We start from the raw sequence: 23018 nt of genomic DNA, 5'->3' as shown, positions 1-23018 counted from the left end.
CGTCAAGCCTCGTACATAGGCCACTGCCCCGTTCAGTGCCGCCGTGCGAGGCTGAACGCCATGTTCAAGCCGTACACCACAGCCGTGGTCTTCGTGATCACGGCTGTCCCCAGCCTCCTCCAGTTCGCGATTCCCGGCCTGGAGCCCGCCCTGATGCGGAACCCGGCGGCGATCGCCGAGGGTGAGTGGTGGCGGCTGGGGACGGCGCTGGTGGTGCAGGACGGCGGTCTGCTAGGCACGCTGTTCAACCTGGTGTGCCTCGCCGTGCTCGGCTATTTCGCCGAGCGGGCGTTCGGCCCGGCCCGCTGGCTCGCCCTGTACGCCGCGGGCGCCGTGGCCGGCGAGGCGGCCGGATATCTCCTGAACGATCCGGGTGCGGGCAATTCGATCGCCGTCTGCGGCCTGGCCGGCGGCCTCGCCGTGGCCGCCGGCGACAGGCTGGGCCGCGCGCTGGGCGCGTACTACGCGCTCGTCCTGGGCGCCTCGACCCTCATGGGCCTGGGCACGTGGGGCGTCATCGTCATGGTCGCCGTGGGGGCGGCCGGTTCCCAGCTGGTGAACAAGCGCGAGCGCCTGCCCCTCTGGCTCTTCGCCGCCGTCGCCGTCCCCGCCGCGGGGGTGCCGGCCGCGTTGGCGGACCTCCACGGGGTCGCGCTGCTGAGTGGCATCATCGTGGGATGGATCTTGAAGGGAACGTACCTTTCGACATCCAGGCGTACGAAGCCCGCGTGACGTCCTAAGAGTTCTCTGTGGATCGGCGGCAGGCGGGGGCGCGCACGCCCACGTGGGGGCGCCCCGGCTCACAGGCAACTCACAGACTCCTCAGAACTCCCCCAACCGCCGCCCCCACGCTGGACCCATGATCCAGCTCGACGGACTGACCAAACGCTACGGCGACGTGCTCGCCGTGGACGATCTCACCTTCACGGTGCGCCCGGGGCAAGTCACCGGCTTCCTCGGCCCGAACGGCGCGGGCAAGACCACCACGATGCGCATGATCCTCGGCCTCGACCTGCCCACCTCCGGCACCGCCACGATCAACGGCCGTGCCCACCACGAGCTCCGCCACCCGCTGCGCGAGGTCGGCTCGATGCTGGAGGCGCAGGCCGTGCACCCGAGGCGCAGCGCGTACAAACATCTGCTCTACCTCGCCCAGACGAACGCCATCCCCGACCTCCGCGTCGCCGAGGTGCTGGACCTGGTCGGGCTCACGGCGGTGGCGGGCAGGAAGGCGGGCGAGTTCTCGCTGGGCATGGGGCAGCGGCTGGGCATCGCCGCGGCGCTGCTCGGGGATCCGCCGGTGCTGATGCTCGACGAGCCGGTCAACGGGCTGGACCCCGAAGGCGTCCTGTGGATCCGCACGCTCATCCGCGGGCTGGCCGCGGAAGGGCGCACGGTGCTGGTGTCCAGCCACCTGATGAGCGAGATGGCGCTGACGGCGGACCGCCTCGTGGTGATCGGCAAGGGCCGGCTCATCGCGGAGGGGGAGATCGACGACTTCACCGAGGGCGGGGCGGCGGTGTTCGTACGCACGCCCGACGCCGCCTCCTTCGCCCGGCGCCTGGAGCTGTCCGGCGCCCACGTCCGGCCCGGCGGCGCCGACGAGCTGCTGGTCACCGGCATGACGGCACCCGACGTCGGGCGGCTGGCGGCGGCCGAGGGCGTGCCGCTGTTCGAGCTGGCCCCCCGCCGCGCGTCGCTGGAGGAGACGTTCATGGAGCTCACCCGGGAGAGCGTCGAGTACGGGGTGGCACGATGATCGACGCGGGGGTGCTGAAAGCGGAGTGGACCAAGTTCAGCAGCATCAGGTCCACCATGGTGCTGTCGGCGGCGACCGCCGCCGTCGCGGGGCTGCTGGGGTGGCTGTTCAGCAGCACGGCCGCCAAGGAGTACGCCACGGCCACGGCGCAGGAGCGGCTCGACTTCCAGCCGCTGGACCTGGGCATGCGCGGCGTGTTCATCGTGCAGCTGCTGGTGGCGGCGCTGGGCGTGCTGGTGGCCTCCTCCGAGTACGGCTCCGGCACGATGCGGGCCAGCCTGGCCGCCGTGAGCAGTCGCGGCCGGCTGCTGGCGGCCAAGTGCGGGATCACCGTGCTGACCGCGCTGCCGGTGAGCGTGGCCGCGGTGTGGCTGATGTTCACGACGAGCCAGCTGACGCTGTCCGCGGGCGGCGCGCCGTCCGTCCTGCCGGGCGATCCTGTCGCGCTGCGGCTGCTGCTGTTCGGACCGCTCGTGCTGACGCTCCTCGCGCTGTTCGGCCTGGCGCTGGGCGTCCTGCTGCGCGGCACGGCCCCCGCCGCGAACGTCAGCACCGCCTTCCTCCTGCTCCCCGTCATGGCCGGGGCCTCGCCGGGCTTCCTGCGCGATCTCATCGGCGTCTACTGGCCGAGCATGGCTGCCCTCCAGGCCGTCTCCGGGAAATCCGAGCTGCCGGGGGCGCTGGGGTTCGGGCTGCTGGTCGGGTTCGTGGCGGTCATGCTGGTCGCCGCGTACGTCCAGCTCAAGAATCGCGACGCCTGACTACGCTGGACCGGGGAGGTGCCTCTCGTGGGAGAACGGCTGCTCGTGGTCGACGACGAGCCCACCGTCAAGGAGCTGCTCTCCGCGACGCTGCGGTTCGCCGGCTTCACGGTGAGCTCGGCGGAGAACGGCGCGCAGGCGCTGGAGTCGGCCCGGCTCGACCCGCCGGACCTGGTCCTGCTCGATGTCATGCTGCCCGATCTCGATGGGTTCGAGGTGATCCGCCTGCTGCGGAGCCTGCCCAGGGGCGGCGGGCGGCCCGGTCCGGTGCCCGTACTGTTCCTCACGGCGCGGGACGCCACGGCCGACAAGATCAACGGGCTGCGGCTGGGCGGCGACGACTACGTGACCAAGCCGTTCGACCTGGAGGAGCTGCTGGCCCGCATCAGGGCCATCCTCCGCCGCACGGGCGCGGCCCCCGACGATTCCACGCTGGTGGTCGGTGACCTCGAGGTCGATCCCGACGGTCACCAGGTCACCAGGGCAGGACGTCCGGTACGGCTGTCGCCCACGGAGTTCCGCCTCCTGCTCCACCTGGTGCTCAACGCCGGGCGGGTGCTGCCCAAGACCCAGATCCTGGAGCACGTGTGGCGCTACGACTTCGCCGGCGACACGAGCATCGTGGACACGTACGTGAGCTACCTGCGGCGCAAGCTCGACGCCGGCGAACCCAAGCTGATCCACACCGTCCACGGCGTCGGCTACGTCCTGCGCAAGCCCAAGCGATGATCGGCCGGTTGTCGCTCGCCGCCCGGCTGCTGGCCATCGCGGTCGCGCTGCTGGTGGTCGGCCTGGTGGTGATCAGCTCGGTGGTGCTGCGTCAGCTCGAGACCCAGCTCATGACGCGCGTCGACGCCCAGTTGGAGCCGATGGGCAAGGCGGCGTCCGCGATCCCGCCGGACCTGGTCGTGAAGCTGGCGAGCAGCCCGCTCCCGGCCGGGCCGTTCGACCTGATGGGGAAGGGGTTCGTGGCCTACCTGGCGGCGGACGGGTCCGTTCTCCGCGAGCTCGGTGACCTCGCCGGGCCCGCGCTGCCCCGGCTCGACAGCGCCGCGGTGGCGGCCCGCGCCGGGCAGCCGTTCACGGTGAACGGCACGGACGGCGACGAGTGGCGGGCGGTGGCGCTGCCCCGCGCCGGCACGAACGGCCCGCGCCCCGGCTCCGGCGGCACGAGCCTCGGCCCGGCCGATCACACCGCGGTGGTGGCGGCGGTCTCGCTCGCCGAGCTGCACACCACGGTCGACCGGCTCCGGGTGGCCTGCCTCCTCACGGGCACCGTCCTGCTCGGCGTGCTCGCGCTCATCGGCGGGGTCGCCATCAGGGCCGGGCTCGCTCCGCTGCGCCGGGTGGAGGAGACGGCGGCGGCCATCGCGGACGGCGACCTGACCAGGCGCGTACCCGAGCCGGCCGGCCTTTCCACCGAGGTGGGCCGGCTGGCCCGCTCGCTCAACAAGATGCTGGCCCAGATCGAGCAGGGCGTCGCGGCGAAGGTGGAGTCGGAGGCCAGGATGCGCAGGTTCGTGGCGGATGTCAGCCACGAGCTGCGCACCCCGCTGTTCGGCATCAAGGGCTTCTCGGAGCTGTACCGCATGGGCGGCACCGAGGCGGGGCCCGCGCTGGCCCGCATCGAGAGCGAGTCGGGCCGCCTGGCCCGGCTGGTGGAGGACCTGCTGCTGCTCGCCAGTCTCGACGAGAGCGACGGGCCGGCGCTCGACCTCACCCCCATGGACCTCCGTACGCTGGCCGCCGACGCCCGCCACGACTTCGCCGCGCTCGACCCGTCCAGGCCCGTCGCCTTCACCGGCCCGTCCGGCGGCCCGGCGGCGTCCGCGCCCGTGCTGGGGGACGAGGCCCGCCTGCGGCAGGTCGTCAGCAACCTCGTCGGCAACGCCATCACCCACACACCCGCCGGCACCCCGGTACGGATCGGCGTCGGGACGGACGGCGGGGAGTCGGTCCTGGTCATCGAGGACGAGGGGCCCGGGCTGAGCCCTGAGGAGGAGGCCCGCGTCTTCGACCGCTTCTACCGCGCGGACACCTCCCGAGCCCGCGCGACGGGGGGTGCGGGGCTCGGACTGGCGATCGTCCGCTCCATCGTCACGGCCCACGGGGGCCGGGTGGAGGTCCGCTCCTCGCCGGGCAAGGGCGCGGCCTTCCAGGTACGCCTCCCGATCGCCGACCCGCGCTGACGCCGGCGCGCCACCAGCGGCCGTCGCCGGAGTCCGGGCCGCGAGTAGCGTTGTGGCATGCGGACGGTGACGAACCTCGCGGCCGGAGACGGGTTCTCGCTGGAGCGGGTCAGGATCCGGGCCGAGAGCGAGACGTGGTCGCCGCCCGAGGTGGCGACGGCGTACCGCGTGGTGCTGGTACGAAGCGGCGCCTTCCGGGCCCGTGTGGACGATCAAGTCCTGCTGGCCGATCCTGCGCTGGCCTACCTCGGCGGCGTGGGCCAGGAGTTGAGCATCGCCCACCGTCCCGGGATCGAGGACATCTGCACGACTGTGACCTGCTCACCCGGCCTGATGCGCGAACTGGCGGGGGACGAGCCGCCGTGCGCCGTGGCGTTTCCGGTCAACGGCAAGCTGGCACTCGCACATCGGCTGCTGGTGTCACGGGCCGGGAAGGATGCGGATTCCCCGGAACTCGCCGAGATGGTGATCGGCCTGATGGGCGACCTGTTCGAGGCTCGGCACCGCGCCCACCCGGACCGGGCCCGCGGCCGGGCCGCCACACTGGCGCGACGGCGGGCCCTGGTGGAGTCGGTACGCACGCTCATCGCCGACGATCTGAGCGCCTCCCTGCGTGATCTGGCCCGGCGCGTCGGCTGGTCGCCCTATCACCTGAGCCGCGCCTTCCGCCAGGAGACCGGGGTGACCCTGACGGCGTACCGCAATCGCATCCGCACCATGCGCGCGCTCGAGGCCATCGAGGCGGGACACGATGATCTGGCCTCTCTCGCCGCCGACCTGGGCTTCGCCGATCACGCCCATCTGACGCGCACGATCCGTGGGGAGTGCGGGCTGACACCGGTGGCCGTGCGCCGCATGCTGGCGGTCCCACCGCGCTGACGATGCGACCTCATTCGAGCAAGGATCTTCAAGCGGCGGCCGTACGACGGGGACGAGACTCGGTGACGTCCGATCCCCGTACGGCGAAGGAGAACGAGCCGATCATGATCGCCCGAGTATGGCGTGCCAGGACCACCGGCACTGCGGCTACCAGCAGATATCAGCAGGTGTTCGAGTCAGAGGTGATGCACGAGCTGCGCGGCCTGCCCGGCTTCCGCGGCGCGTACCTCCTGGCCCGCCACGATGCGGAGGCCATGGAGCTGACGACCGTCACGCTGTTCGACTCCCTGGACACGGTCAAGGCGTTCGCGGGCGCGGACCACACCCGCGAACGCGTCACCCCGCCCGCCCGCGCGACGCTGCGGGACTCGGACCCCCACGTCCTGCACTTCGACGTGCTGGTTCACACGCTTGTCCATTGATCGCGCCGCGGCCCGAGCCCGGCCGGCAACGCCTCGAGCAGTGCCAGGCGTAGGTCAGCATGGCGCCGCCGGCGAGTGCCAGCCGGTGGGCCTGCGACCAGCCGGCGCGGTGTGACCAGCGGATCACCACGGTGGCGACGGTCACGAACAGGGTCAGATAGATGATCACGCTGAGCCACCCCGGGAGGGGGAGCCGTTTGCCATGGACACGGTTGAGCTGGTGGGAGGCCCGCAGCTCGTGGTCAGTGAGATCGGTGCTGTCCCAGGTGAGCCCTAGCAGGGCTGTGCACCGGTCTCGTCGAACAGGTCCTCGAGGGACTGGGCGGTCACCGCATGAGTGGCCCATGATTCCAACTGGGCCAGATCAGCACAGGTGGAGATCCGGGTGCGCATGTCATCCGGAATGTCGAAGCCACGGGCGCCCAGCACCAGCAGAAGCATCCTGACCGCCTCCTCCGCCTTGCCTTCTGCCACGCCCTCCGCTTTGCCTTCTTCCTGGCCGCGGCCGTAGTGCTCGCGGGCGAAGGGGCTGTAGACGGGCCAGGTGGTGGACGTCATGATGATCTCCTCCAGGAGGCGCCGCACTTCGGGCGCGGACATGCTGTAAGCGTATTCATAGTACTTCGCAGCGTGTTCATCACGCAGCTCTGTCAGCGCCATGGCGAAAGCCTCCACCACCTTGCGGTCACGACCGTGGGCCATGACCGCCATGATCGACAGACCCGGGCGGGCGACAGCCTCCTGAGGATCGGTGATGGCCGGAATGTCGTCCGGCCCCAACACCTGTGCCTGCAGGCGGTAGCCGCTCAACCCTGAATCGACGGGTTTCGCGTAATGGACGGCAACTCCACGATCGGGGCAGACGAGCAAGACCGTGACATCACAGCGCAGCATGAGCCACAGCGCGGCAGCGTAGCGCGCCAATTGCAGAGGATCCTTGGACTTGTCCTGCTGGACCTCCAGGATGATGGCGTGCGCGGCGGTCTGCGGCGGCCCCATGACAACGACCAGGTCGGACTCCAGGTCGTCGGAGGGGCGAGTGTTGAAGGTGGACTTCTCCAGCCGGACCAGTTGGGTGGCGGGCAACTCGACTCCCAGAAGATCACGCAAGACCTCCACTGCCAGTAGGGGACGGTCAGTGAACATCTGGACGAGGGCGTCATGGCGGGGGGACGGCATGACACCTATTGTCACATGTCCAGTACTTAAAGTTACGAGAATGGCGACGGAACCTACTTCTCCGTGCGAGACGCGTCTCGGCGTCGGCCTGGACTGCCGACCTCTCGAAGGTGGCGACATCCGATGATCCAGAGGCATTCCGTCCCACATGACCGCCGTCCCGAGGATGATCAGCTCCCGCTAGTCGCGCGTCTTGACAGGCAGCCATCTGGCTGCCTAAATTAAAGGCAGCCGAAAGGCTGCATATCGACAAGCGGCAACCCAAGTACGAGGGCGGACATGGACGAGGTGTTCAAGGCGCTGGCCGATCCGAGCCGGCGCGCACTGCTCGACTCGCTCAACGCCCGCAACGGGCAGACGCTGCGCGAGCTCTGCGCCGGACTCGACATGGCCAGGCAGTCCGTCAGCAAGCACCTCGCGGTGCTGGAGGAGGCCGGGCTCGTCGCCACCGTGCGGCGGGGCCGGGAGAAGCTGCACTACCTCAACGCCGCGCCCGTGCACGAGATCGCCCACCGGTGGATCAGCCGCTATGACCAGGCCAGGGTCCAAGCCCTGGCGGACCTGAAACTCGCCCTGGAGGAGACCCCGATGGACGCGCCGACCTTCGTCTACACCACCTACATCCGCACCACCCCGCAGAAGCTCTGGCAGGCGCTGACCGAGCCCGCCTTCACCCGCCAATACTGGGCCACGGAGTTCACCACGGACTGGTCCGTCGGCTCGCCGATGACCTGGGACAACCACGGCGTGCTGATCAGCGACCCGGAGCAGGTCGTGCTGGAGGCCGACCCCTACAGTCGCCTCTCCTACACCTGGCACGCCATCACCCCGGAGCTCGCCAAGCGCTTCGGCTGGGACGAGGAGATGCTCGCCCGGCTGTCCGGCGAGGCCCGCTCGAAGGTCACCTTCACCATTGAGGAGGCCGCCGCGCAGGTCGTGAAGCTCACCGTCATGCACGACGGCTTCGAGCCCGGATCGAGCCTGGCCGAGATGGTCAGCCACGGCTGGCCGAACGTGGTGGCGAGCCTGAAGTCGCTGCTGGAGACCGGCGAACCGCTGCCGGAGGATGCGTGACCTCCCCGATCAGGGCTCGACGACGTCGCGGACTACCGCCCCGCCGGCCCGCCCAGAGGAAGGCGAGCAGCCCGAAGGGCACGGCGGTCGCGCCGAGCGCCGTCCAGAAGCCGCCGTGACGAAGAAACCTGGTGTGCAATGGCTGTGGCAGCGATCCAAGCGTCATGGATGGGCCGACGGATCGGCGGAGCTGTGACATTGGGGCCCCAATGTCACAGCCCGAGCCCCATGCGAAGCGCCCCCACCGCGACGACCGCGCCTTGAAGCCAAGGGCTTTGGGGGCTGCGCCCCCCAAAGTCACAGCCAGAGCGCTATAGCGCGAAGACCGTGCCTTTCCCCTGCGGCTACTTGCGCTTGTTGATCTCCTCGGTGAGCTGCGGCACGACCTGGTGGAGGTCGCCCACCACGCCGTAGTCGGCCAGCTCGAAGATCGGGGCCTCCGGGTCCTTGTTGATCGCGACGATCGTCTTGGCCGTCTGCATGCCGGCCCGGTGCTGGATGGCGCCCGAGATGCCCGCCGCGATGTACAGCTGCGGCGACACCGTCTTGCCCGTCTGCCCCACCTGGAACTGGTGCGGGTACCAGCCGGCGTCCGTGGCGGCGCGGGAGGCGCCGACGGCGGCGCCGAGCGAGTCGGCCAGGCCCTCGATGATCGAGAAGTTGTCGGCGGAGCCGACGCCGCGCCCGCCCGAGACCACGATCGCGGCCTCGGTCAGCTCCGGCCGGGCACCCTTCTCCTGCTTGACCCGCTCGACGATGCGGGCCGCCTTGGCGGCGTCGGACAGGGTGACCGACACCTCCTCCTCGGTGCCGGCGGCGGGGGCGGCCTCGGGGGCGGTGGAGTTGGGGCGTACGGCGACGATCGGCGTGCCCTTGCTCACCTTGGACTGCACGTTGATGCCGCCGCCGAAGATGGACTGGTCGGCGACGAAGCCCTCGCCCAGGCCCACGGCGTCGGTGATGACGCCGGAGTCGGTCTTGACGGCCAGGCGGCCGGCGACCTCCTTGCCCTCGGACGTGGCGGCCACGAGCACGGCGGCCGGGGACGTGGCGGCGACGAGCTGGGCGAGCAGCTCGGCCTTGGGCGCGACCACGTAGTCGACGATGTCGCTCGACGCGGCGACGTAGATCTTGTCAGCGCCGTACTCGGCGAGCCTGGCCTTGGCCTCGGCGGTGAGGCCGGGGCCCGCCCAGACGGCGGAGGGGGTGCCGAGCGAGCGGGCCAGGGTCAGCAGCTCCAGCGTGACCTTCTTGACCTCGCCTTCGACCTGCTCGACGAGAACGAGAATCTCCGACATATCAGCAAAACTCCCGTTCTCAGATGAACTTCTTGGACGCGAGGTAGTCGGCGGCCTTCGCGCCACCGTCGCCCTCGTCCTTGACGATCGTGCCGGCCGCGCGCGGCGGGGCGGCGGCGAAGTCGACGACCGAGGACCACGCGGCGGCCAGGCCCACCTGGGTGGCGTCGATGGAGGCGTCGCCGATGGCCAGCGTCTCGACCGGCTTCTTCTTGGCGGCCATGATGCCCTTGAACGACGGGTAGCGCGGCTCGTTGATCTTCTCGACCACGGAGACGACGGCCGGCAGCGTGGCCTCGACCTTGTCGAAGCCGTAGTCGGTGATGCGCTGGACGGCGATCGAGGAGCCATCGACGTCGACCTTGTTGGCCAGCGTGAGCTGCGGGGTGCCGAGGCGCTCGGCCAGCATCGCGGCCAGCACGCCGGTGCGCGCGTCGGTGGACTCGGAGCCCAGGATGACCAGGTCGAACCCGATCTTCTTGAGCACCTGCGCCATCGCGTACGAGGTGGACAGCGCGTCGGAGCCGTGCAGCGCGTCGTCGCTGAGGTGGACGGCCTTGTCGGCGCCCATGGCCAGCGCCTTGCGGATGGTCTCGGTGGCCTTGCCGGGGCCCATGGTGAGCACGGTCACCTCACCACCGTGGGCCTCCTTGAGCCGCAGCGCCTCCTCGACCGCGTACTCGTCAAGCTCGTTGACCACGCCGTCGACGGCGTCGCGGTCGAGCGTCTTGTCATCGGACCGCAGCTTGCGCTCGGTCGCAGTGTCGGGGACCTGCTTCACGCAGACGACGATGTTCATGGCCGGTGGCCGACCTCCCGTGTTCGCGTGCGCCACCGCCTCGTTGCGGCGGGCGCCGAATGCAATGCTGTCCAGACTGCCAGGTGCCCACCGGGCCACTGACAGAGGGTCTGCCCAAGCTTTCGCCAGTTATGTTACCCATGAGTAGCTTTACTGCAAACCCGCAGCCACCCACTATACAGAACTTTGTTCGGTCTAGGCCGACAGCACGAACACGACTCCCACCACCAGTGCCGTACCCGCGAACAGCGCCAGCGTGAACGGGCTGAACACCGTCGCCAGCCCGAAACACAGTCCCACGGCCCCCGCCACGCTGACCAGATCCGTGATCATGCGGCTGCGCCGGAACAGGCTCTTCGAGAACAGCGCCACCCCGGCGTCGGCCACCACGGCCAGCGCGTACGCCGCCAGCAGGAACAGCGCCACCTCGGGCAGCGGCTCGCGGGCGGCGGCGGCCAGCAGCGACACGAACAGCCCCGAACCGATCAGCCAGCGCCTGCGCACCTTCTCCCGGTGCCTGGCCCTGGACTCCTCCACCGACCTGCGCGGCCGTCCCCTGCCCAGCCGCCACTCCCTCGTGGCCAGGTCGTCGGCGGCGCTCGCCGCCCGGGGCGGGATGTGGCGTACGTGGGAGACCGGCTCGACCCCCAGCCTGGCGCAGAGCTGCGCGGCCGTCGGCCGCGCGGCAGGATCGGTGGACAGGCACTCGCGTAACAGCGGCACCAGCCACTCGGGGACGCCCTCCAGGTCGGGCGAATGGTGCACGACCCGGTAGGCCACCGCGGAGGCGGGCCCCTGCCCGTACGGCTGCCGCCCCGTCGCCGCGTACGCCAGCGTCGCCCCGAAGGAGAACACGTCGGCCTCCATGCCCGCGCTCTTGCCCTCCAGCACCTCGGGGGCCAGGTAGCCGGGCGTGCCCACCACGGCGCCGGAGGCCGTGACCGACAGCGAGTCGAGCGCGCTGGCGATGCCGAAGTCGATGACGACGGGCTCGCCTTCGGCCATCATCACGTTGGCCGGTTTGAGATCGCGGTGCACCACGCCGGACTCGTGCATGGCGAGCAGCGCGTCGGCCAGCCCGGAGGCCAGCCTGCGCAGGTCGGCCACGGGCACGGGCGTGGCACTGAGCGGGCGGCCCTGGACATAGCGGGTCACGAGGTAGGGCCGGGCGCCCTCCAGCGAGGCGTCGAGCACCTCCGCCACGTGCGACCCGCCGACCCGCCGCATGGTCTCCACCTCGCGCGCCAGCCGGGCCAGCGCCCCGCCGTCGGCGATGACGTGGGGATGGAGCACCTTCACCGCGACCGTACGTCCCTCGGCGTCGAGGGCGAGATGTACCTCGCCGAACCCGCCCGCCCCGAGCTTGGAAAGAAGCTCATATGGGCCGAGGTGCTCGCTCATACCTCATCTCTCCCCCCGAGAGCCGATGGGGACACTCAGGACCAGGGAGTCAGGAACCCCAGCCCGAGGTCGCTGAGCAGGCTGTCGATCAGCCCGGTGATCAGGCCGATCGTGCTCTGCTGGGCGTTGTTCGCCAGCTCGTCGATGACCGTCTTCGGCGCCCGCCACGGGTACCACGACGCGTCCTGTCCCAGCGCGAACATCACTGAGAACAGCGCCGCCGTACCCACCAGCACGACTGCAACCAGCGCCGCGCCGGGGCTGCGCAGCACGCCGGTGAGCGTGCGGGTGACGGCCTGGCGCGGCGCGCCGCCGCCCGGCAGCACGAACAGGCCGGCCGCGAAGGCGCCCGCCGCGAACGAGGCCGCCTCGTTGACGCTCATCCCGCCCACCCAGCGGAGCAGGCCCCAGACGCACAGGCCGAACAGCAGCGCCAGCGGCACGTGCACGGCCGTCACAAGCGCGGACTTGACCAGCGCCCAGGGTGTGCCGACGACCGCCAGCAGCGGGTCGGCCGAGCTGCTGCCGCGCATCTGGCGCCGCTTGACCAGGTCGCCGAACAGGTATTCGCCGAGCCGCAGCACCAGCGCGAGCGCGACGGCGATCGCGCCGACCATGACCGGCATCATGACGGTCAGCGCCACCAGCGTGACCAGCAGGAGCAGGCCCACGACCTGGCTGCCGAACAGGTATCTCTTCCGCTCGGACGGCGGGGTGTACTGAGGCGGCGGCGTGTAGGGCCTGACCTGCGACGGCGAGGTGGGCGGCGGCGCCGGGTAACCCGCGACCCGCTGGTCGGTGCGGGCCATCGGCCTGGCCGCGACCGGCGCGGGCACGTACGGCGGCGGCCGCTCCTCCCGGTACGGCCGCTCCTCCCGGCGAGGGGGCGGCCGTTCCTCCCTGCGCGTGGGCGGTCGCTCCTCCCTGGCCGGGGGCGGCGCGGTCTTGCCGTACTCGACCGGCGGCAGCAGGTCGGAGAACGTGTCCATGGTCCGCGTGCCGCCGCCCATGCGCTTGGTGCCGGTCGGCCCGTCGAAGGACGTCTCGTTGAAGGTGGTCACGGCCGGGTCGAGCGCCCTGGCCATCCGCAGCAGCTCGTGCGCGCTGGGCCGGGACGCGGGGTCGACCTGCAGCGCCCTGCCGAGCCAGCCGCGCAGCCATGCGGGCGCCTTGTCGATCTGCGCCCGCCCTTCCATGATGTTGAAGCAGACCGCCTCGAACGTTCCCGTGCCGAACGGCGGCGCCCCCGTCGCGGCGAAGAACACCGTCGAGGCCAGCGCGTGCACGTCGGCCGCCTGGGTGATCTCGGAGTCACGGATGATCTCGGGCGCCAGATAGCCCGGCGTGCCGACGAACATGCCCGTCTGGGTCAGCCTGGTCGCGTTGACCAGATGGGCGATGCCGAAGTCGATGACCAGCGGCTCGCCGTTGACCAGCATGACGTTGGACGGCTTGAAGTCGCGGTGGATCACGTCGGCCGTGTGGATGGCCACCAGCGCCTGGCAGAGGCCCTGGGTGAGCCTGATGACCTCGCGCGCCTCCAGCGGGCCGTCGGCCAGGACGGTGTCCTCCAGCGTGCGGCCGGGGGCGAAGCGGGTCACGACGTACGGCTGGCCGCCCACGAGCTCGGCGTCGATCACCTCGGCGACGTGCGGGCTGCGCACCCGGCGCATGGTCTCGACCTCGCGGGTCAGCCGGTCGCGCGCCTTGAGGTCGGCGGCCACGTGGGGGTGGAGGACCTTGATGGCGACTTCGCGGCCCTCGCCGTCGAGACCGAGGTGGACGACCCCCATGCCACCTTCGCCGATCTTCCTGACCAGCCGGTACGGGCCCAGGCGTTCTGGTGCTTGGGTGCTCATCGCCACCTTCCCCGCGTCATCCCCCGGGATTCCCCCTTAGCCCGTCTAGCTGTCTGACCACTGGATTGACGTTCAGCGGAGTCCATACGGCCCCCCTTGGCTTGTCCCCGAACGTGCCGGCGGCGAGGATCAGCGAGAGCGCGGCGGCCGCCGCGAGAGCCCCCGCCATCACCATCGCCGCTGTCCTCGAGGGTACGAGCGATGAGAGCGTTCTGCGCATTTGTTTGCCAGGACCCTCCACTCCCGGGCCCGCGCAGACGGTCCACAACGCGACCGCGGCGCCCCAGGCCAGGGCATTGGACGGGTCCATCCTGGCCACCACGGTGAGCAGGAGCGTCACCGGAAGGCCCAGGATGAGCGCGTACAGCATGAGTGCCAGCGTGATGCCCACCGACTTGGCCAGCGCCTGCGGGAAGGCGAACACCCTGACCACGTCGAGCGCCGCGGCCCCCGCGGCCCTGCGGGAGGTCAGCTGGGGCTGGGCCAGGTCGGCCGCGCGCAGCAGGATCGCGGCCGGGATCGCCACGACCGCGACCAGCACGGGCGCGATCACGGCCGCCACGATCATCACGACGAGCAGCATCGCGCCGGCCACACCGTACGCCCTCGACCGCTGCAGCATCTTGCCCGGCGCGACCGACGGGATGTACGGCTCCCGCTTGGTGCTCGGGTCGGGCTGCGGGTACTGCGGCGGGATGTACGGGGGCGGCTGGAGCGGGCTCGGCCCGGGCCGGGCGTAGTCGGGCACGTCGGGACCCGCGCTCGGCACCTGGGCATGAGGCGCCTGGGCGTTCGGGACCGGCGTGTGGATCCGTCCGTAGTCGGCCGAGTCGGGGCGAACCCGTCGGGTGGGCACGTCGCCCTCACCCGGCGGGGCCACGAGGCCGTGGTTGTTGACGGGCTGCTGCGGCTGCCAGGGCGGCGGGGTCAGGCCGCTCTCGCGCTGGATGCGCCGCAATTCCTCCGGCGTCACCCTGCGGGTCGGCCACGGGTCCGGCTGGTTGGGCAGGAGCGAGACGTACTGCTGGTCCTGCGGCGGCGCGGTGGGCTGCTCCTGGGACTCCAGCAGGCGCTTGGGCGTCACCGGCGGCGTGGAGATGTCGTACGACGGCTTGTCCTGCGCCGGCGGGGCCTCGGTCGGCCGGGGAACGGTCGAGATCTCGTCGGGCGAGTTGCTCGGCGTCTTCTGGAGCATCCGGGCGGTCTGCTCGGCCAGGTCGGCCGCCTTGGGGCGCTTGTTCGGGTTGCGCTGGAACGCGGCCTTCAGCAGCGACTGCAACGTCGCCGGGGCGGCGCTCACGTCGGCCTTGCCCGCGGTGATGTTGTAGAAGATCATCTCCAGCGTGCCCTTGCCGAAGGGCGGCTGGCCGGTGGAGGCGAACAGCAGCGTGCCCGCCCACGCGTGCACGTCGACCTCCGGCCCCGCCTCCTGGCCCTCGATGATCTCGGGCGCGAGGTAGCCGGGCGTGCCGATGAACATGCCGGTCTGCGTCAGCCGGGTCGCGTCGACCGCCTGGGCGATGCCGAAGTCGATCAGGACGGGCTCGCCGTCGAGGATCAGCACGTTTCCGGGCTTGAGGTCGCGGTGGATCACGCCCACCGAGTGCACGGAGGCCAGCGCGGCGGCCACCCCGTGCGCGAGCTTGACCAGCGAGGGCAGGTCGAGGGGCCCGTCGTCCTTCACGATCTCGTCGAGGGGACGACCGGGGACGTAACGGGTGACGATGTACGGGCGATGACCGGTGACATCGGCGTCGAGCACCTCGGCGATGTATTTGCTCCGCACGCGCCGCATCGTCTCGACCTCGCGCGAAAGCCGCCGCCTGGCGACCTCGTCGCCGGCGACCTCTCCGCGCAGGACCTTGACCGCCACCTGCCGCCCCTGGGGGTCGACAGCGAGGTGGACAACGCCCATCCCGCCTTCACCGAGCCGCCTGAGCAGCCGGTAAGGGCCTAGTCGGTCATCGTTCATGGCATGAAGCACCATACCGGCTTAATCCCCGCCCACGAGATGAACCATGAGGCCACATTCCCACTCGTACAACGTCCAGAAAGGGGCCATCGGTTTCCCATCCAACGGTCTCGAATCGGCTTCAGTTTCCCCTCAACCGGCCAGCGGCAGAACCTCGGCGCTTTTCAGCCCGGCCAGCGCGGCACCGGACACGGCCAGTTTCGACCTGCGCACGCCGCTCCCGATCACCACTCTGGGGTGCTCCGCGACGTGCGTGTCCACCAGGATGGGCCAGTCTGCGGGCAGGCCCAGCGGGGTGATGCCGCCGTACTCCATCCCGGTCAGCTCGACCGCGTCGGCCATCGGCGCGAAGCTCGCCTTCCGGGCGTCGAGGTGGCGGCGGACGACTCCGTTGACGTCCACGCGCATCGTCGCGAGCACCATGCAGGCCACGTAGCGCGTCTCGCCGCCGCGCCTGGCCGCGACGACCACGCAGTTGGCCGACTCGTCGAGCGTCACGCCATACCGCTCGCAGAACGCCGCCGTGTCGGCCAGCTCAGGATCGATCTCGGCCACTTCGACGCCCTCCAGCTCCGGCACGGCGAGCGCGACCGGGTCGGCCAGCAGGTCGGTCCGGTCGTTGGCGGGCACCCAGTGCAACGCCATCCCCATCTCCTCGATTTTATCTCCGCAGATCGCTTCTCCCAGGAGCCTACGGTGGCCGCGGGGGTGGCGTGCGGCGTCAGGCGGACTGCAGCACTCGCTGGTGCAGCTGGGTGACGGCGCTGCGGGCGGACTCCATGGCCCCCGCCTGCCATGCGATCAGATGGGTGAGCCAGTCGCCCGCGAAGTAAACCCTTCCGGCGGGGCGTTGCAGAAAAGTGAAGGACGAATCAAAGTCGGGCCAGCGTACCCAGCCGCCCTGGATGTGCGGCTGGCGGTCCCAGGCGATGGAGACGCTGGACAGGAGGTTCTGGCGGTATTTGTCGCCGTGGATCTTCTTGCCCTGGGTGAGCGCTCTGCGCCTTCTGTCCTCGGGGGTGAGGGCCGCGTACAGCTCGGCGTTCCGCTCGGTGTTGTAGTAGCCGACGAGGAGGCCGCGCTCGGAGTGGTAGCCGTGGGACGGGTACCAGATGTGGGTGATGTCCAGGTCGGTCTCGGTCACGCCGCCGTAGATGCGGTCCTCCAGCTCCCACCAGCGCCGGCCGTACTCCAAACCGATCTTGCCGGCGGCGACCGGGACCGGGGTGCTGAGCGCGGTGGTGACCTGGGCGCCGAGGTTGTGCGGGATCTTGGCGAGGATGTGGGGCGGCAGGGCGGCGATGCAGTAGTCGGCCTTGATGCCGCCGCCCTCCCAGGCGACCTCGACGCCGTCCGCCAGGCTGGTGATCTTGGTGACCTTCGCGCCGGTCCTGATCCGGTCGCGGCCGACCGCCTCCGTCAGCTTGGTGACGATGGCGTCCATGCCGCCGACGGGCTGGAACATGGGAGTGGCCTGTTCGTAGCCGAAGTCGTTGGTGATGGCCCGGCCGGTGCCGGCGGCGAGGACCTGGTGGAGGGTGCCCGGGGCGTCGAGGGGGGTGCCGGTGTCTATTGCCGGATATTTCGTGAAACCGCGGCGCATGGACCCTTCGTATTCGTGCTTCGGGCCCAGGTCGCCGAATCTCCGGAGGAAGTCGAGCAGCGTCTCCTGGTCGGCCTTGCTGACGGTTTTGTCCAGCGCACCGACATTTGTCGCTTTAGCCAGTAATTCGGCGATATAGCCATACATGTCGGCTCGGGCCGTGCGCGCCCGCACCGTCCGGCTATTGGTGTGCACGTAGGCGGCGGCGTTGTTGTTGACGAAGGTCTCGATGGGGACGCCCAGCTCACGGCAGTAATCGAGGGTCACCATCCAGGGGGCGATCCGGCCGGGGCCCGCGTTGAAGTAGACGCCCTCGCCGAACTTCACGTCCTGGGCGGGCCCGTTCAGCTCGGCCAGCCGGTCGCCGCCGCGCAACGTGAGGTTCCGCCCGCCCGGCTTCTCCCTGGCCTCCAGGAGCGTGCAGTCGTACCCGGCCTTGCCCAGCTCGTACGCGGCCGTCAGCCCCGCCACCCCGGCGCCGAGGATCACGACCTTCGCCGCCCCCTTGCCGCTCAGGCTGAAGTCGCCCGGCCTGGGGGCCGCGAACTGCTTGTCCTGCTCGGACGGCGCCAGTCCGAGGGCGCCCATGGCGGCGTACATGGCGCCCGCGCCGCCCACCGCCCCGATCCCGACGAGCAACCCCCGCCGGGTCAGCGCCGCACCCTCCACGCCGCCGTCTCCCCTCCGCACTCCACAGAACCGCTCCGCACCATCCGCCCGGGGTCAGCCGTACGGGCCGCTGCCGCAGGCGATCTGGCCGCCGATGGTGGCGAAGATGCCGAACAGGGCCATGACCTGGGCGAAGTCGTCCGTCGTGAACTCGATGTGCCGCGGCCCCACCGACTTCACACCCGGGATCAGCGCCACGGCCGCCGCGATGGCGGTGGAGTTCCACTCCACCCCGAGCGTGTACGGCGCAGCCACCGCATAAGGCGTGAAGTCGCTCAACCGGTTGAGCGCACGAGCCGTCGCCTCACGGATCCTTGCCTGGGCGACGCTCGGCGGCAGCAACTCGGCGGAGAACTTGTCGATCCCCTTCTTCACCGCGACCGTCTCGACGTCGCCGAGCAGCTCGCGCGCCTCTTCCCCGACGGCCTCGTCCCCGGTCACCAGCACGACCGGCACCCCGTGGAACCCGGCGCACGCCGCCACGAGCCTGGTCTCGCCGCACAGCTCGCCGTTCAGGTAGACGTTCTGGATCTCCTTGCCCATCCAGGTGTGGTTGAGCACGCCGTGCGGCACGCCCGCGCGGGCGTGGTAGCCGACGAAGCACGCCGCCTGGAACGAGCCGTCGAGCCCCTGGGCCATCCGCTGGGCCTTGCCCGGGCCGCGGATGAGGCTGGCGCGCGGGTCGAGCAGGTCGATCCGGAGGTTCTTGGTGGAGCCGTGGGCGTCGTTGACCAGGACGCCGGCCGCCCCGGCGTCGAAGGCCCCCTCGATGGCGGCGTTCGCGTCGGCCGTCATCAGCTCGCAGCCGCGCTCGTACCCACGTTTGCCGGCGTGCATCTCCTCGGGGTCGGTCAGCCCCGTGACGCCCTCCATGTCGACGGACAGATAAACCTTCACGCGTTCCCACTCCTCATCAAGCGCCCCATGTCTCCACCCGCCGGACCTCGTCCTCCGTCATGAGCCCCACGTGCTTCTCAACGAACGCCGTGGCCTCCTCGCGCCACCGGTCCGGGATCTCGGCCAGGGCCCGCGGGTAGCAGCGGTCCAGCCAGGCCGTCGACTCCTCCGAGACGTCGAAGTAGTCGAGCGCCTTGGCGAAGAGCGTGTTCTCGATGCCGGGGACGCGAGCGAACCCGTACTCGATCATCTCCTGCCCCCCGTACGGCGGCTTCTTGAGGTACTTCTGCGCGACGGGGCGGTCGGCGGTGATGGGGGTGTCGAGGGGGCGGCGCTCGACGGCCGCCTGGATGAGCTCCTTGTAGAGGCACTTCCCGCAGGTACGGCACGGGCCGTCGGTGCCGCGCAGGCACCAGCGCACGTAGTCCTTGAGGTCGGACCCCAGCGCCAGGCGCATCGTGGTCGCCTCGCTCACCCCGCCGACGGGGAGCACGATGTGCACGCCGGCGGAGGCGAACAGCCGGCCCCACCTGCCGTGCGGCGACCACATGGGGTTGTCGGGCGTGTAGCGCCACAGGTAACGGCCCCCGCCGAGCCAGCGCGAGCCGAGCTCGTAGCCGAAGCCCAGCCCGCCGAGGTCCAGCTGGTCGGCGAGCAGCAGCGCGCCGGCCGCGACCGCGTGGTGCTCCGGGTAGCCGGGACGCGGCTCGGCCAGGGTGAACTCGAGGTCGGAGGTGACCGTGCTCAGCTCGCGCCCGGTCTTGGCGGCGAGCTTGGCCAGGACGTCCGACCGGTAGTGGGACCAGCGGTTGGGGACGCGCGGGTGCGGCACCCGGCGGAAATGGACGAACGGCGCCTGCGGGTAGACGGTGGCCGCCGCCACGGAGTCCGCGCCGCCGCTGTACGAGATCGCGAGCCGGGCCCCGGGGCGGCGCGGCTCGGCCCCCACCGGACCGGCCTCGACGCCCCACCCGGAGTGCAGGGCGTCGGCGAGGTCGGCCGAGATGGCGCGGTCGAAGGAGATGCGCTTCCTCGTCCACGGCGCCACGACCGTCCAGGCGGCGACGGCGAAGAGGTCCGGGTGGGCGTCGCCGGGGACGCCGCCGATGGAGCAGGAGTTGATGGCCAGCTTGATGGGGTGTTCGTCGGAGGCCTTGCCCGTGATCTCGTCCTCCGCGTCGAGGCGGAAGGTCAGGCTCGTGCCGGTCCAGGTCACGCGCACGGCTGCTCCCCCGGTTGCCCGGAAGCGCTTCCGGAGCGGAGGTCGTCGATGGCCTGCCAGACCAGGACCTCGTTCTGGAGTACACCGTCCAGCGCCTTCGCCGTCTCCTGGGCGAGCCGGTGGGTGTCGTCGAGCTTCGCCTTGTCGGCCCTGCTGATCCCGGAGCCGGTCGGGCGGGCGTTCCTGAGCCGCTCCACCTCGCTCTGGAGGGTGGCCATCTCCCGCCGGACCGTCTGGACCTCCCAGAGCGCGTCCCTGATGTCCTGACGGTGGTCGGAAATGGAGATGTAGCGGGAGTCGAACCACGTACGCACGGCCTTCCGGAGCCGCGCAGGGACCAGGACGCGCATCATGAAACGCCACCATACTGGCAAACCCGCGCCCGATAGGACGAGCCGTTCGAATGGGTGGACTTTCCCTTTTCAGCGGCCGGTGAACTTGGGCTTGGCCTTCTCCGAGAAGGCCCGCATGCCGATCTTGGCGTCGTCCGTGGCGAACAGTCCGGAGAACTGCAGGCGCTCGATCTCGAGCCCCGTGTCGAGGTCGGCCTCCAGGCCCTGATCGACCGCTTGCTTGGCGGCGCGGAGCGCGACCGAGGGGCCGCCGACGAACGTGGCCGCCCACTCCAGAGCGGCCGTGTAGACCTGCTCGTCCGGCACCACCCGGTCCACCAGGCCCAGGTCGAGGGCCTCGGCGGCGGGCACGTGGCGGCCCGTGAAGATCAGGTCCTTCGCCCGCGCCGGGCCGATCAGGCGGGGCAGGCGCTGGGTGCCGCCCGCGCCGGGGATGAGGCCGAGCAGGATCTCCGGCTGGCCCAGCTTGGCCGACTCCCCCGCGACCCTGAAGTCGGCGCAGAGGGCGAGCTCGCAGCCGCCGCCCAGCGCGTAGCCGGTGATGGCGGCGATGACCGGCTTGCCGATCCGCGCGACCTCGGTGAAGCAGGCCTGGAGCGTACGGGAGTGGGCGGCCATGTCGGCGTAGGACATGTCGGCCATTTCCTTGATGTCCACGCCCGCGGCGAAGACCTTCTCGCCGCCGTAGACGATCACGGCCTGCACCTGCGGGTCGGCGTCCACTTCGCGGGCCGCCTCGACGATCTCCCGCTGGACCTGCATGTTGAGGGCGTTCATCTTCGGACGGTCAAGACGGATCGTGGCGATCTGGTCGGCCACCTCGACGCTCACAAACTCACCCATGAGCCGAACCTAACAGAGTGATCGCGTTCGTCCATGGCAGCCACGGTCAACGGGCGGCGGAGATCACCTCGTCCACCGTCTTCCTGCTGCGGGAGGCGCGGACGAGCGCCGCCGACAGCCGGGCCAGCTCGTCGCCGGAGTGGGCCAGCGCGGCCAGCGGGCGCGCCTGGCGGGGCAGCCCGAGCTTGCCCGCACCCTCCAGCACCCGCTGGTCCAGGTGCGGCGCGACCTGGGGCCACACGGCCTGGACCTCGCGCAGGAAGATGTCGGCCCCCGTCGGGCCGATGCCCGGGAACTCCGTCAGCAGCGCCGCGATCCTGCGGTCGTCGCCGCCGGACTCCTCGCGCAGGCGGCGCAGATCGCCCTTCCAGCGATCGAGGAGCAGTTCGGCGCCCTTGCCCAGCATCGTCGAGGTGCGTTCGTCGTAGCGGACGTAGTGGCCGCGGTCCAGCGCGTCCACCCGGTCCTGCCAGCTCGCCTCCCGCATGGCCTTCGGCGTGCCGTACCCGGCCCCGAACAGCTCTCTGGCGCCCGCGACGGCGACCTCGGCCGAGATGCGCGCGCTGAGCAGCGTGGCCAGGACGAGCAGCTGGTAGAGGGGCTTCGGCTGGTCGGCGAGTTTGATGCCGGCCTCGCGGGCGAACGTCCGGCCGTATCGGTCGAGCAGCACGTCCACGACGGCTTTCTCGGTCTTGCCCATGCCCGCCCGCTACCCGGGGCGTGTCGTGACATGCCGGGTTTGGGGTGGAGGTCGCTGGGGAGGCGGAGGGTTGGCGACTGCGAAGGAGCTAGCCGTGCTGACCTTGACTGACAACGCCGTCGAGGCGATCCGCGATCTGATGGTCGGAGAGGACGTGCCCGCCGACGCGGGCCTGCGCATCTCCCCGAAGCCCGACGAGGCGGGAACGCTGGAGCTCTCGCTGACGAGCACACCGGAGGCGAGTGACCAGGTCGTCGAGAAGGAGAACGTCCGCGTCTTCGTCGCCGAGGACGTGGTCGAGATCCTCGACGACAAGGCGCTCGACGCGCAGCCGGGCGCGCCGGGGCAGCCGATGTTCCGGCTGGGTCGGCGGGCCTGACAGGGCTCAGCCGAAATCGGGTCCGGTCTCGGGCGGGCGCACGTCGCCCAGCCCGAACAGGCCCACCAGCGTCCCGTCCACCCGGGTGACGACGACGTGGTCCACCTTGGCCCGGTCCATGCGCCGGACCAGCGGTTCGAGCTCCTCGCTCGGCCGTACGGCGGTCACGCCGACCCGCATGGCCCGCTCGGCGACGCCGTTCAGATCGGCGCCCTTGAGCTCGCGCGAGCCGATGACGCCCTGGACCACGTCGTCGTCCACGACGACCGCCAGCCCGGCCGGGTCGGCGATGATGCGCTCGGTGATCTCGTCCAGGGGGTCGCCGAGGGCGGCCCTCACGGGGTCGCGGCGCAGGTACCGCGACACCAGCGTGGCCGTGCCCTCGTAGGGCAGGTCCGCGGAGAGCCAGTCCATCTTGCCCTGCCGGTAGTCGTACACGTGCTCGAACCCGAGGTGGTCGAGCCGGTGGGCGGCCCGCGGGCTCAGGTCGCAGAGCCAGTCGTGGCAGTAGACGACGACCGGCCGCCCCGGATCCAGCTCACCGGCGGACGTGCGCATCGCGGCGAGCGGCAGGTGCACGGCCCCGGGCAGGTGCGCCCACGCGTATTCCTTCTCCGGCAGCACCTCCACGAGCTGGGCCCGCCGGTTGGCGACCAGGTCCCGCACGGCTTCGCGATCGATGATGTGCGTCATGGCGTCCCCCTGCCCTCAGACGGCGATTCGTGTCACGATGACGAGGCGTCCTATTCAGGGAGTGCCC

At 70.8% G+C, this 23018-nt stretch carries 23 protein-coding genes; 9 read left to right on the top strand and 14 right to left on the bottom strand.

What is annotated here, in order from left to right; all coding sequences use genetic code 11:
• The first annotated feature begins 60 nt into the window (after positions 1–60).
• The 7 genes from ACIHFD_RS54980 to ACIHFD_RS54950 all read left to right on the top strand — a co-directional run bounded on the left by ACIHFD_RS54980 (position 61) and on the right by ACIHFD_RS54950 (position 6010).
• Positions 61–732, top strand: coding sequence for a rhomboid family intramembrane serine protease (locus ACIHFD_RS54980; RefSeq protein WP_397373708.1), 672 nt, complete (start codon positions 61–63; stop codon positions 730–732).
• A 127-nt stretch (positions 733–859) separates the two neighbouring features.
• A complete protein-coding gene (locus ACIHFD_RS54975) occupies positions 860–1759 on the top strand; it encodes an ABC transporter ATP-binding protein (protein WP_350729563.1) in 900 nt (299 codons plus the stop codon).
• A complete protein-coding gene (locus ACIHFD_RS54970; protein WP_397373707.1) occupies positions 1756–2520 on the top strand; it encodes a hypothetical protein in 765 nt (254 codons plus the stop codon). The genes ACIHFD_RS54975 and ACIHFD_RS54970 overlap by 4 nt, the downstream gene beginning before the upstream one ends.
• A 27-nt stretch (positions 2521–2547) precedes the next feature.
• A complete protein-coding gene (locus ACIHFD_RS54965; RefSeq protein ID WP_397373706.1) occupies positions 2548–3249 on the top strand; it encodes a response regulator transcription factor in 702 nt (233 codons plus the stop codon).
• Positions 3246–4709, top strand: coding sequence for a sensor histidine kinase (locus ACIHFD_RS54960; protein ID WP_397373705.1), 1464 nt, complete (start codon positions 3246–3248; stop codon positions 4707–4709). The genes ACIHFD_RS54965 and ACIHFD_RS54960 overlap by 4 nt, the downstream gene beginning before the upstream one ends.
• A 57-nt stretch (positions 4710–4766) precedes the next feature.
• The gene (locus tag ACIHFD_RS54955) at positions 4767–5588 is read left to right on the top strand and encodes a helix-turn-helix domain-containing protein (protein WP_397373703.1); all 822 of its coding nucleotides are present in this window, start codon (positions 4767–4769) and stop codon (positions 5586–5588) included.
• A gap of 62 nt (positions 5589–5650) precedes the next feature.
• A complete protein-coding gene (locus ACIHFD_RS54950) occupies positions 5651–6010 on the top strand; it encodes a hypothetical protein (protein WP_397373702.1) in 360 nt (119 codons plus the stop codon).
• Between the two features lie 273 nt (positions 6011–6283).
• On the opposite strand, the gene ACIHFD_RS54945 is transcribed toward ACIHFD_RS54950, so the two are convergent.
• Positions 6284–7189: a hypothetical protein gene (locus ACIHFD_RS54945; RefSeq protein ID WP_397373701.1), complete on the bottom strand. Its 906-nt coding sequence runs from the start codon at positions 7187–7189 to the stop codon at positions 6284–6286.
• A 279-nt stretch (positions 7190–7468) separates the two neighbouring features.
• Between ACIHFD_RS54945 and ACIHFD_RS54940 the strand changes: the two genes are divergently transcribed.
• Positions 7469–8263 carry an ArsR/SmtB family transcription factor gene (locus ACIHFD_RS54940; protein WP_397373700.1) on the top strand — a complete coding sequence of 265 codons (795 nt, stop codon included), beginning with the start codon at positions 7469–7471 and terminating at the stop codon, positions 8261–8263.
• Positions 8264–8607: 344 nt separating this feature from the next.
• On the opposite strand, the gene ACIHFD_RS54935 is transcribed toward ACIHFD_RS54940, so the two are convergent.
• The 12 genes from ACIHFD_RS54935 to ACIHFD_RS54880 form a co-directional block, all read right to left on the bottom strand.
• Positions 8608–9561 (bottom strand): electron transfer flavoprotein subunit alpha/FixB family protein, encoded by a 954-nt coding sequence (locus ACIHFD_RS54935; protein ID WP_350729546.1) that lies wholly within the window; start codon positions 9559–9561, stop codon positions 8608–8610.
• Between the two features lie 19 nt (positions 9562–9580).
• Entirely contained in the window at positions 9581–10360 is a 780-nt protein-coding gene (locus ACIHFD_RS54930) for an electron transfer flavoprotein subunit beta/FixA family protein (RefSeq protein WP_397373699.1), read from the bottom strand.
• Between the two features lie 195 nt (positions 10361–10555).
• Positions 10556–11761, bottom strand: coding sequence for a serine/threonine-protein kinase (locus ACIHFD_RS54925; RefSeq protein ID WP_397373698.1), 1206 nt, complete (start codon positions 11759–11761; stop codon positions 10556–10558).
• A gap of 35 nt (positions 11762–11796) precedes the next feature.
• Positions 11797–13620, bottom strand: coding sequence for a serine/threonine-protein kinase (locus ACIHFD_RS54920; protein ID WP_397373697.1), 1824 nt, complete (start codon positions 13618–13620; stop codon positions 11797–11799).
• A 16-nt stretch (positions 13621–13636) separates the two neighbouring features.
• A complete protein-coding gene (locus ACIHFD_RS54915; protein WP_397373696.1) occupies positions 13637–15592 on the bottom strand; it encodes a protein kinase in 1956 nt (651 codons plus the stop codon).
• A 132-nt stretch (positions 15593–15724) separates the two neighbouring features.
• Positions 15725–16243, bottom strand: coding sequence for a YbaK/EbsC family protein (locus ACIHFD_RS54910; RefSeq protein ID WP_397373695.1), 519 nt, complete (start codon positions 16241–16243; stop codon positions 15725–15727).
• A gap of 70 nt (positions 16244–16313) precedes the next feature.
• The gene (locus tag ACIHFD_RS54905; RefSeq protein WP_397373694.1) at positions 16314–17864 is read right to left on the bottom strand and encodes a flavin monoamine oxidase family protein; all 1551 of its coding nucleotides are present in this window, start codon (positions 17862–17864) and stop codon (positions 16314–16316) included.
• A gap of 54 nt (positions 17865–17918) precedes the next feature.
• The gene (locus ACIHFD_RS54900) at positions 17919–18761 is read right to left on the bottom strand and encodes a M55 family metallopeptidase (RefSeq protein ID WP_397373693.1); all 843 of its coding nucleotides are present in this window, start codon (positions 18759–18761) and stop codon (positions 17919–17921) included.
• Positions 18762–18777: 16 nt separating this feature from the next.
• On the bottom strand, positions 18778–19983 hold the full coding sequence (locus ACIHFD_RS54895; protein WP_397373692.1) for a DUF6395 domain-containing protein: 1206 nt from the start codon (positions 19981–19983) through the stop codon (positions 18778–18780).
• Positions 19974–20336 (bottom strand): hypothetical protein, encoded by a 363-nt coding sequence (locus tag ACIHFD_RS54890; RefSeq protein ID WP_397373691.1) that lies wholly within the window; start codon positions 20334–20336, stop codon positions 19974–19976. The genes ACIHFD_RS54895 and ACIHFD_RS54890 overlap by 10 nt, the downstream gene beginning before the upstream one ends.
• Positions 20337–20405: 69 nt before the next feature.
• A complete protein-coding gene (locus ACIHFD_RS54885) occupies positions 20406–21179 on the bottom strand; it encodes an enoyl-CoA hydratase/isomerase family protein (RefSeq protein ID WP_397373690.1) in 774 nt (257 codons plus the stop codon).
• Positions 21180–21225: 46 nt separating this feature from the next.
• Positions 21226–21879: an endonuclease gene (locus ACIHFD_RS54880; RefSeq protein WP_397373689.1), complete on the bottom strand. Its 654-nt coding sequence runs from the start codon at positions 21877–21879 to the stop codon at positions 21226–21228.
• Positions 21880–21973: 94 nt separating this feature from the next.
• Here ACIHFD_RS54880 and ACIHFD_RS54875 point away from each other — a divergent pair, with 94 nt between their 5' ends.
• The gene (locus ACIHFD_RS54875; RefSeq protein WP_350729526.1) at positions 21974–22258 is read left to right on the top strand and encodes a Fe-S cluster assembly protein HesB; all 285 of its coding nucleotides are present in this window, start codon (positions 21974–21976) and stop codon (positions 22256–22258) included.
• Between the two features lie 6 nt (positions 22259–22264).
• On the opposite strand, the gene ACIHFD_RS54870 is transcribed toward ACIHFD_RS54875, so the two are convergent.
• Positions 22265–22951 (bottom strand): rhodanese-like domain-containing protein, encoded by a 687-nt coding sequence (locus ACIHFD_RS54870; RefSeq protein WP_397373688.1) that lies wholly within the window; start codon positions 22949–22951, stop codon positions 22265–22267.
• Between the last annotated feature and the right edge of the window lie 67 nt (positions 22952–23018).

Source organism: Nonomuraea sp. NPDC051941, assembly GCF_044593615.1.
Note: the sequence above shows the minus strand (reverse complement) of the source record. Positions and strands in the feature narration are given on the sequence as shown.

What these genes read in the sequence shown, in the direction of transcription:
- ACIHFD_RS54980 (WP_397373708.1), top strand. Translation starts at nt 61, where the DNA reads ATGTTCAAGCCGTACACCACAGCCGTGGTCTTCGTGATCACGGCTGTC.
- ACIHFD_RS54975 (WP_350729563.1), top strand. Translation starts at nt 860, where the DNA reads ATGATCCAGCTCGACGGACTGACCAAACGCTACGGCGACGTGCTCGCC.
- ACIHFD_RS54970 (WP_397373707.1), top strand. Translation starts at nt 1,756, where the DNA reads ATGATCGACGCGGGGGTGCTGAAAGCGGAGTGGACCAAGTTCAGCAGC.
- ACIHFD_RS54960 (WP_397373705.1), top strand. Translation starts at nt 3,246, where the DNA reads ATGATCGGCCGGTTGTCGCTCGCCGCCCGGCTGCTGGCCATCGCGGTC.
- ACIHFD_RS54955 (WP_397373703.1), top strand. Translation starts at nt 4,767, where the DNA reads ATGCGGACGGTGACGAACCTCGCGGCCGGAGACGGGTTCTCGCTGGAG.
- ACIHFD_RS54945 (WP_397373701.1), bottom strand. Translation starts at nt 7,189, where the DNA reads ATGCCGTCCCCCCGCCATGACGCCCTCGTCCAGATGTTCACTGACCGT.
- ACIHFD_RS54940 (WP_397373700.1), top strand. Translation starts at nt 7,469, where the DNA reads ATGGACGAGGTGTTCAAGGCGCTGGCCGATCCGAGCCGGCGCGCACTG.
- ACIHFD_RS54935 (WP_350729546.1), bottom strand. Translation starts at nt 9,561, where the DNA reads ATGTCGGAGATTCTCGTTCTCGTCGAGCAGGTCGAAGGCGAGGTCAAG.
- ACIHFD_RS54930 (WP_397373699.1), bottom strand. Translation starts at nt 10,360, where the DNA reads ATGAACATCGTCGTCTGCGTGAAGCAGGTCCCCGACACTGCGACCGAG.
- ACIHFD_RS54925 (WP_397373698.1), bottom strand. Translation starts at nt 11,761, where the DNA reads ATGAGCGAGCACCTCGGCCCATATGAGCTTCTTTCCAAGCTCGGGGCG.
- ACIHFD_RS54920 (WP_397373697.1), bottom strand. Translation starts at nt 13,620, where the DNA reads ATGAGCACCCAAGCACCAGAACGCCTGGGCCCGTACCGGCTGGTCAGG.
- ACIHFD_RS54915 (WP_397373696.1), bottom strand. Translation starts at nt 15,592, where the DNA reads ATGAACGATGACCGACTAGGCCCTTACCGGCTGCTCAGGCGGCTCGGT.
- ACIHFD_RS54910 (WP_397373695.1), bottom strand. Translation starts at nt 16,243, where the DNA reads ATGGGGATGGCGTTGCACTGGGTGCCCGCCAACGACCGGACCGACCTG.
- ACIHFD_RS54890 (WP_397373691.1), bottom strand. Translation starts at nt 20,336, where the DNA reads ATGATGCGCGTCCTGGTCCCTGCGCGGCTCCGGAAGGCCGTGCGTACG.
- ACIHFD_RS54885 (WP_397373690.1), bottom strand. Translation starts at nt 21,179, where the DNA reads ATGGGTGAGTTTGTGAGCGTCGAGGTGGCCGACCAGATCGCCACGATC.
- ACIHFD_RS54880 (WP_397373689.1), bottom strand. Translation starts at nt 21,879, where the DNA reads ATGGGCAAGACCGAGAAAGCCGTCGTGGACGTGCTGCTCGACCGATAC.
- ACIHFD_RS54870 (WP_397373688.1), bottom strand. Translation starts at nt 22,951, where the DNA reads ATGACGCACATCATCGATCGCGAAGCCGTGCGGGACCTGGTCGCCAAC.